2 protein-coding genes and 3 pseudogenes are annotated in these 7,732 nt (G+C 73.9%); 3 read left to right on the top strand and 2 right to left on the bottom strand.

Features of this window, described 5'->3' with window-relative positions; all coding sequences use genetic code 11:
- A pseudogene (locus G6R25_RS05945) lies at positions 1–767 on the bottom strand (hypothetical protein); the annotation flags it as partial.
- Positions 768–1,407: 640 nt separating this feature from the next.
- On the opposite strand from G6R25_RS05945, the pseudogene G6R25_RS05940 reads away from it, so the two are divergent.
- Positions 1,408–1,781, top strand: a pseudogene (locus G6R25_RS05940) (hypothetical protein).
- A 117-nt stretch (positions 1,782–1,898) separates the two neighbouring features.
- Positions 1,899–3,074: an amidohydrolase family protein gene (locus G6R25_RS05935; RefSeq protein WP_235947558.1), complete on the top strand. Its 1,176-nt coding sequence runs from the start codon at positions 1,899–1,901 to the stop codon at positions 3,072–3,074.
- A 116-nt stretch (positions 3,075–3,190) separates the two neighbouring features.
- Here the strand turns inward: G6R25_RS05935 and G6R25_RS05930 are convergent.
- Positions 3,191–4,188, bottom strand: a pseudogene (locus G6R25_RS05930) (CAP domain-containing protein).
- A 455-nt stretch (positions 4,189–4,643) separates the two neighbouring features.
- On the opposite strand from G6R25_RS05930, the gene G6R25_RS05925 reads away from it, so the two are divergent.
- Entirely contained in the window at positions 4,644–7,721 is a 3,078-nt protein-coding gene (locus G6R25_RS05925; RefSeq protein WP_163552178.1) for an ABC transporter permease subunit, read from the top strand.
- Positions 7,722–7,732 lie beyond the last annotated feature (11 nt).

Below are 7,732 nucleotides of genomic sequence, written 5' to 3'. Positions count from 1 at the left end.
GCACGGAAAGTGACCTTCGCGCGACCCTGGTCCGGCCCCATCTTCCACTCCGGGTCGAGGGCAAGCCCGACATCCGGTTCCTGCAGGAACCGTTCGTACCGGCGTGCCTGGTCGAGGAAGCGCCCGCGCCCGGGCTGCAGATCGAGGATGAGCAGCATCCGGTGTTTCCGGGCAGCGGCGAGGTAGGGCTCGACGGCCGCCGGGGACAGCGCGGAGCTGTACAGACCATCCGCTCCGGGTGAGGCCGACGCGACGGTCGTGATGAGTTCCATCGCCGGCTGCACCGGCCGGCCGCCGGCCGCGAAGGGCGCCGCGGCCGCGAGCACACGCTGCGCCGCCTGCTCGGGCGTCCCCTGGCCGAGCACGCCGAGTGCGCCGCCGCCCACCGAGCCGTAGTGCGCCACGATCCGGAAATGCGGTAGCAGTGTCCGACCGCCCATCGGGAGCTGCGGGGCGCCCGCGCCCCCGGCCGCGGGCCGTCCGGGCTCGTCGCCGTGGCCGACCGCACCGGGCGCGGGCGTCGATCGCGCCCGACCTGCGGCGCCCCCCTGACCTGCGGCGCCACTCGGGACGGGGGTGCTGGTCTGACCGGCGGCACCGCCCTGGCCCGTCGGGTTGGTCGCAGCGGCTGGCCCGGTCGGGCTGGCAGCGTCGGCAGGGGCGCGCCGGGCCGCAGCGGCCTGCTGTGCGGTGTCCCCGGGCTGCGAGCCGCATCCAGCCCAGAGCAACGCGGCGAGCAGGAACAGGCCCGAGACGGCCGCCTGCAACGCGCCTCGCGGCCTGGACCGACGACCCGCCGGCCGGGGCCTCGCTCAGCCGCGTGTCGTCCCGCCGCGCGCTGTTCCCCGTGTCGTCCGGCCGCGTGCTGTCCCGCGTGTCGTCCCGCCGCTCGTCGGATCGCCGAAGCCTGTCCCGGTGCCATGTCGCTCGGTGATCGGCCATGCCGCCGCTCCTACCCCACGCAACACCGGATCATGGCGCCCGAGCAGGGGGATTTCCGCTGCCACCCCAGCGGATCGGCGGCACGGCCGGCCGTGCCTGCCGCGGGCGGGACGGCCCTCCCGACCGGCCTCCCGTCGTCCGGACACCATCATATTAATGATTTTTCGACGCTCACCCAAAGATATTCGATCGCTAAGTTGGGTTGTTAGGGCGACTTTTCGGATCGGGGTGGAGATTGTCGGTGGATGTGGTCTCTCTGTCCGCGGACGTACCTTTTTCGTTCAGCCTCGTGCGTTCCGGTCGTGGCCGATTAAAGTTGGACGAGCAGTCGTAGATCGGGCGGTTCGAAGTCTGCGAGGGACTGTGATGCGGGGTCGATTGTCGACGCGTGGCTCGCGTGAGCAGGCGTCGATGCACACGGGCGGCGGCGAAGCCGCCGTTCACCTCGACAACGCTGGAGGCGATATGAACAGTGTCGATGTAGCGCTGAAAGAGTCACTGGAGATCGGGGGGGGGCGCTCGGGGCGGCCCTCGTCGACTTCACCAGCGGCATGACCCTCGGCACGGTGGGTAACACGCACACTCTCGACCTGGAGATGGCCGCGGCCGGGAACACCGAGGTCATCCGGGCGAAGCTGCGGACCATGGAGAGCCTCGGTCTCCAGGACACCATCGAGGACATCCTGATCACACTCGGCCGCCAGTACCATCTGATCCGCCTGTTGCAGAGTCATTCCGGCCGCGGCCTGTTCCTCTACCTGGTGCTGGACAAGGGGCGGTCGAACCTCGCCCTGGCCCGCCACCGCCTGCGCGCCATCGAGGCCCAGCTCGACGTCTGAGGCCGGCCCGCCGCCCCAGCCTCGGCGCGCCCCGCGGCCCGGTGGAGCGGCGGAGGCGAACATGAGGACAGCGGCCGGTACCGGGCTGGCCGTTCCCGGAGTGGGGCCGGCGGCCCGATGGTGACGAGTCAGCCGACCCTGCGGATTCAGGGCACGGTGCTGGTCGGGCCGGAGGAGGTCCGCGACGAGCTGTGGGTCGTCGACGGTCGGGTCAGCTTCACCGCGCCCACCGGCACCGCGGCCCGGGACGTGCGAACGGTGTCCGGCTGGGTGCTGCCCGGCCTGGTCGACGCGCACTGCCACGTCGGCCTCGACGCGGGCGGTGCCGTGGACCGGCCGACCGCGCAGGAGCAGATCACCGCCGACCGCGCCGCCGGCGCGCTGCTGCTGCGCGACGCCGGCTCCCCGGCCGACACCCGGTGGGTCGACGATCGCGCTGACCTGCCCCGGCTGGTGCGCGCCGGCCGGCACATCGCCCGCCCCCGCCGCTACATTCGCAACTATGCGGCCGAGGTCTCCCCGGACGGCCTCGTCGCCGAGGTCGTCACCCAGGCCGGCCGCGGCGACGGCTGGGTCAAGCTTGTCGGGGACTGGATCGACCGCGGTGTCGGGGATCTCGCCCCCTGCTGGCCCGCGGACGCCGCGAAGGCGGCGATCGACGCGGCCCACGCGGCCGGCGCCCGGGTGACCGCCCACTGCTTCGCCGAGGATTCGCTCGCCGACCTCGTCGAGGCGGGCATCGACTGCATCGAGCACGCCACCGGGCTCACCGAAGACACGATTCCGCTGTTCGCCGCGCGGGGGGTCGCGATCGTCCCGACCCTGGTCAACATCGCCACCTTCGAGGGCATCGCCCGCGGCGCCGAGGAGAAGTTCCTCGCCTACGCCCGGCACATGCGGGCCCTGCACGCTCGCCGGTACGACACGGTGCGGGCCGCATATGACGCCGGGATCCCCATCTATGTCGGCACCGATGCCGGGGGCAGCCTGCCGCACGGGCTGGTCGCAGCCGAGGTCGCCGAGCTGCGCCGCGCCGGCCTGCCGGTGCAGGCCGCCCTGTCCGCGGCCACCTGGTCGGCCCGCGCCTGGCTCGGCCATCCCGCGCTCACCGAGGGGGCCCCCGCCGACCTCGTTACCTACCCCGCCGACCCGCGTGCCGACGTCGGCGTCCTCGCCGCGTCCGACCTCATCGTCCTGCGCGGTCGTCCCGTCGTCCGATCACAGAAAGATGCGAAGGGTGTGGCGGCCAAAGATGCGAAGGGTGCGGTGGCCAGTGGGCACACCGAGCCCTGACCCAGTCGTCCGGGCTGAGGCGGGGGCCGATGCCGGCCGCGGCGAGCCAGGCGGGGGAGAAGTAGGTGTCGGTGTAGCGGTCGCCTGGACCGCCCCCAGGACCGGTCGAGGTCGACTCAGAGCTGGACGCCGAAGACCTGCGTCAGTAGCTGCCGTACTCCCCGCCGGTGGCACGCCCGACGCCGATCTGGCGTAGCTGCGGGATGAGGATGTTCGCCCGGTGGCCGGGGCTTTGCATCCAGCCGGCGACGACCTCCTCGGCCGTGGTCTGGCCGGCGGCGATGTTCTCGGCGACGCGGGCGTAGCGGTAGCCCAGGTCCGTGACCCGGTCGGACACGGTGCGGCCGTCCGGGCTGGTGTGGGCGAAGAAGCCACGTGCCGCCATGTCCCGGCTGTGCCCCTCGGCGGCGGCGGCCAGCCTCGCGTCGACGGCGAGTGGCGCGAGGCCCTCCCGGCCGCGTTCGACGTTCGTCAGTGTGACGACGTCGGCCAGCATCGCCGCGAGCTCGCCGTCGACGGGCGACTCGCCGCCGGGAGCCTGCGGGGGCAGCTCGGTCGGCGCTGGGCGCAGGTCGGCCGCGGGCAGGCTGGCGGGCGCTGAGTCGGCACGGTGTCGGTCGGCGGCGCCCGAGCTGTCGTCGTCGACGTCCACGCCGAAGTCGCGGGCGAGGCCGGCGAGGCCGGCAGCGTACCCTTGGCCGACGGCGCGGACCTTCCACTCCGATCCCCGGCGGTAGATCTCGATCAGGGTGACCACGGTCTCGCTGGTCAGCGGCGGCGGGGTGAAGTGGGCGCTGAGCTTGCCGCGCCGGTCGTGCAGGGTGACGACGGGCCCGGGCAGCTGGCCGAAGGGCGTCGTGCCGTCCTCGGGGCTTGCGGCGATGACGACCCGCTCGGCGCCGGGCCGCAGCTGTTCCGGATCGACCATCACCTCGTCGCCGCTGAGGATGACGCCGGCCGTCGCCGGCTGGTTGTAGAACACGAAGTCGTCGTCCCCGTCGACCTTGCCGTGCGCCGCGGTCACCAACGCGCACAGGTCGAACGGCCCGATCAGGCGGACCGAGACGGGACCGCGGGGCAGCGTCGCATTCGCGCCGGGCACGAGCTCTGTCATCCGTCCCACTCCCGTGGCTGTTCTGGTCGGTCGTTCTAGATGTACCGGGAGAAGGGCCTGGCCACCATGCCTGACGCCGCGGGATGCCCGGCCCGTGCCACGTCCGGGCGGGATCGCAGCCCGCCCGGGTGACATCCGTGAGCGTCCGGTTTCCGTCTGTGAGACCGCGATCACCCGACTTGGTCCGCCGCCGGCTGTCCCGTGGGCCGCGGTGGCCGCCACCGCCGACCGCTGATCACGCGGTGGGCTGTCTGGGCTGTTGTGGATGGTTTGCTTGTCACGCCCGCCACGCCTACCGTACCGTCTGCGTCGGTCGTCGTGATCAACGGTTCCGGCGCGCGGGTCCGTGGCGCGGTGGGCGGGAAGCCGCTCGTCGTGGCCGGGGCGGGCCGCTGGCCGCCAGGAGATGAGGTAGGGCGCGCCGGTGCGTGGCGCCCGGAGCAGGGTGGGCCGCCGTGAACGACGTCATGGGCTTCGCACTGCTCAGCCTCGGGACGGGCGCACTCTACGCGCTGGTCGCCGCGGGCGTGGTGGTGATCGCCCGCGGGGCCGGGGTGCTCAACATGGCCCAGGGCGCGCTGGTGGCGTGGGCCGCATACGCCTTCCACGGCCTGCACGGCCCGTGGGGGCTGCCGCTGGCCCCGGCGGTGGTGCTCGCCGTGGCCTCGACGGCCGGGATCGGCATCGGGTTCCAGCTGCTGGTGATGCGCCCGCTGCGGGAGGCGACGGCGCTGCTGCGGCTGATGGCGACCCTCGGCCTGCTGATCATTCTCCAGTCGTCGTTGACGCTGATGTTCGCCGGCGCGGTGCGCACCTCCCCGACGGTGCTGCCCACCGGCACGGTCGAGCTGTTCGGCGAATCCGTCGGCGTGGACGTGTTCGTCCGGCTCGCCGCGGTCGCCGCGCTCGTCGCGGCGGCGTGGGCGGTCTTCCGGTTCACGACGGTGGGGCTCGCCGCGACGGCGGCCACCGAGAACCCGCGCGCCGCCGCCACCTTCGGTTGGTCCGTCGACGCGATCGCCGTGGGCGCGTGGGGCGCCGGCGCCGCACTCGCCGGGCTCGGCGGCGTCCTGCTCGCCCCGTTGCAGAATCCGCTGTCCGCGCCGAACCTGCTGCTGCTCATCGTGCCGGCGCTGGCGGTGTCGCTGGTGGCACGGTTCCAGTCGTTTCCCGGGGTGCTGCTCGGCGGGCTCGTCCTCGGCGTCATCGAGGTGGAGGCGCAGTACGAGTTCGTCGCTCACCATCCCTGGTGGCGCGGGGTCGACCGGGCGGTGCCGCTGGCGGTCATCGTCTTCTACCTGGCGGTGCGCGGCCGGGGCCTGCCCGAACGGGGCCACCTCGCCGAGCGCCACCCGGTGCTCGGCAGCGGCCGGATCCATCCCCGCGCTGTCGCCGTCGCCGTCGCGGCGATGCTGGCAGCGGTCTGGCTGCTGCCCCGCGACTGGGTCGACGCCCTCGACGCCAACGCGCTGTGGGCACTGATCATCCTGTCCGTCGTGGTCCTCGTCGGGTTCACCGGGCAGCTCTCCCTGGCCCAGCTCGCCTTCTCCGGGATCGCGGCGTTGATCGCCGGGCGGCTCGTCGCCATCCGCGGCTGGCCGTTGGAGGCGGCGATGGCCGTCGGGGTGGCCGGCACCGCCGTCGTCGGCCTGCTGTTCGCCCTGCCCGCGCTGCGCACGCGGGGGTTGCAGCTCGCGGTGGTGACCCTCGGCCTCGGCGCGGCCGTCGACGCCCTGCTTTTCCAGCGCGGCTACCACTCCCCGCCACCCCCGGGGGACGACGCGCTCGGCTCGCTGTTCGGCGATCTCGCCTCCCCCGAGGGGACGGTCGTGGGACGCCAACGTTTCCTCGGGGTGGCGCTGGACAAGGTGACCGACCCGCGGGGCTTCGCGACCGTGTCCGTGCTCGCCTTCGTCCTGGTCGCCCTCGCGGTCGCGAACCTGCGCCGCGGCCGGGCCGGGCGGCGGCTGATCGCGGTGCGGACCAACGAGCGGGCCGCCGCGGCGCTGGGCATCAGCGTCGTGGCCGCCAAGCTGTACGCGTTCGCGCTGTCCGCGGCCATCGCCGGGTTCGGCGGGGTGCTCTACGCCTTCTACGTCTACGGCGAGCGCGGCAACATCGACTACGGCGGCGGCGCGTTCGCGCCGTTCTCCTCGATCCTGCTCATCGCCTACGCGGTCGTCGGCGGGGTCGGCTGGGTGAGCGGCTCGTTTGCGGGCGCGACGATGGCCGCCGGCGCGCTGGCGACCCGCATCGGCGGCGCGGTGGGGGAATGGCTCGGCCGGCTCGGCGCGCTGCTGCGGGTCGTCGTCGCGGCGATCGCCGGCCTGCTCGGCTTCGCCGTCGGCGCCGCGGTGACCGGCGGCCGGCGCACCGGCGGCCGGCGCACCGCGGTGCCGCAGCGTTGGCTGCCCTGGCTCGTCGCGGCGGCCGCAGCCGTGCTTGCCGCCGCCTTCGGCGGCGCGGTGCGCGACTGGCTGGCTGAGCTGGACCGGTACGTGCCGCTGATCGGGGGCGTCGTCCTCGTCGTCGTGCTCTCTCGCTCCGGCGGCGGGATGGCGCCCGAGAACGCCCGCACCGCCCGTCTGCTCCACGACCGCTACCTGCCCGGCGCGGCCGACCGCCGCCGCCGCGCCGATGCCGCCCGGCTGGACCAGGCGCTGCGCGCGGCTCCTGGCGGCGCCCCGGCGCTCGCTTCAGCCTCACCTGTCGTCGCCTCGCCGGGGGGTGGGTCCATCGGCGCGGTCGAGCCGGTGGCGCTGTCGGTGCGGGGGCTGACGGTCAGCTTCGGCGCGGTGCGCGCGGTGCGCGCCGTCGACCTGCGGGTCGTTCCCGGCCAGGTGGTCGGGATGATCGGCCCGAACGGGGCGGGCAAGACGACGATCATCGACGCGATCACCGGCTACACCCCGGCGTCGGTCACCTCGATGACGCTCGGCAAGGTCCGCCTCGACCGGCTGCCCGCGCACCGGCGGGCCCGCGCGGGCATCAGCCGGTCGTTCCAGAACCTGGAGTTGTTCGACGACCTCACCGTGTTGGAGAACATCCAGGCGGCCAGCGACCGCCGCGACGCCCGCGCGTACCTCACCGATCTGATCTTCCCGCGGTCGCGGCCGCTGCCCGGTGCGGCGATCGCCGCCGTCGACGCCTTCGGGCTGCGCGAGGATCTGCTGCGCACCGTCTCCGATCTGCCCTACGGCCGGCGCCGGCTGCTGGCCATCGCCCGGGCCGTCGCGGCCGGGCCGGCCGTGCTGCTGCTCGACGAGCCGTGCGCCGGCCTGGACGAGTCCGCCAGCGCCGAGGTCGCGGCCCTGCTGCGCCGCCTCGCCGACGAGTGGGGGCTGGGCATCCTGCTCAACGAGCACGACATGGACGTGATCATGGAGGTCTGCGACCGGGTGATCGTCCTCGATGCCGGCGAACTCATCGCCGAGGGAACCCCGGCGCAGGTGGCCGCCGACCCGCGCGTGCGGGCGGCCTACCTCGGTGATGCCGAGCCGGCCCGCGAACCGGCCTATCTCCCCCTTCCCTGACCATCCCCTTC

Source organism: Candidatus Frankia alpina, from assembly GCF_902806485.1.
In the GTDB taxonomy this organism is placed as follows: Bacteria; Actinomycetota; Actinomycetes; order Frankiales; family Frankiaceae; genus Frankia; species Frankia alpina.
This window is presented reverse-complemented; position numbering and strand designations above follow the sequence as displayed.

What these genes read in the sequence shown, in the direction of transcription:
- G6R25_RS05935 (WP_235947558.1), top strand. Translation starts at nt 1,899, where the DNA reads ATGGTGACGAGTCAGCCGACCCTGCGGATTCAGGGCACGGTGCTGGTC.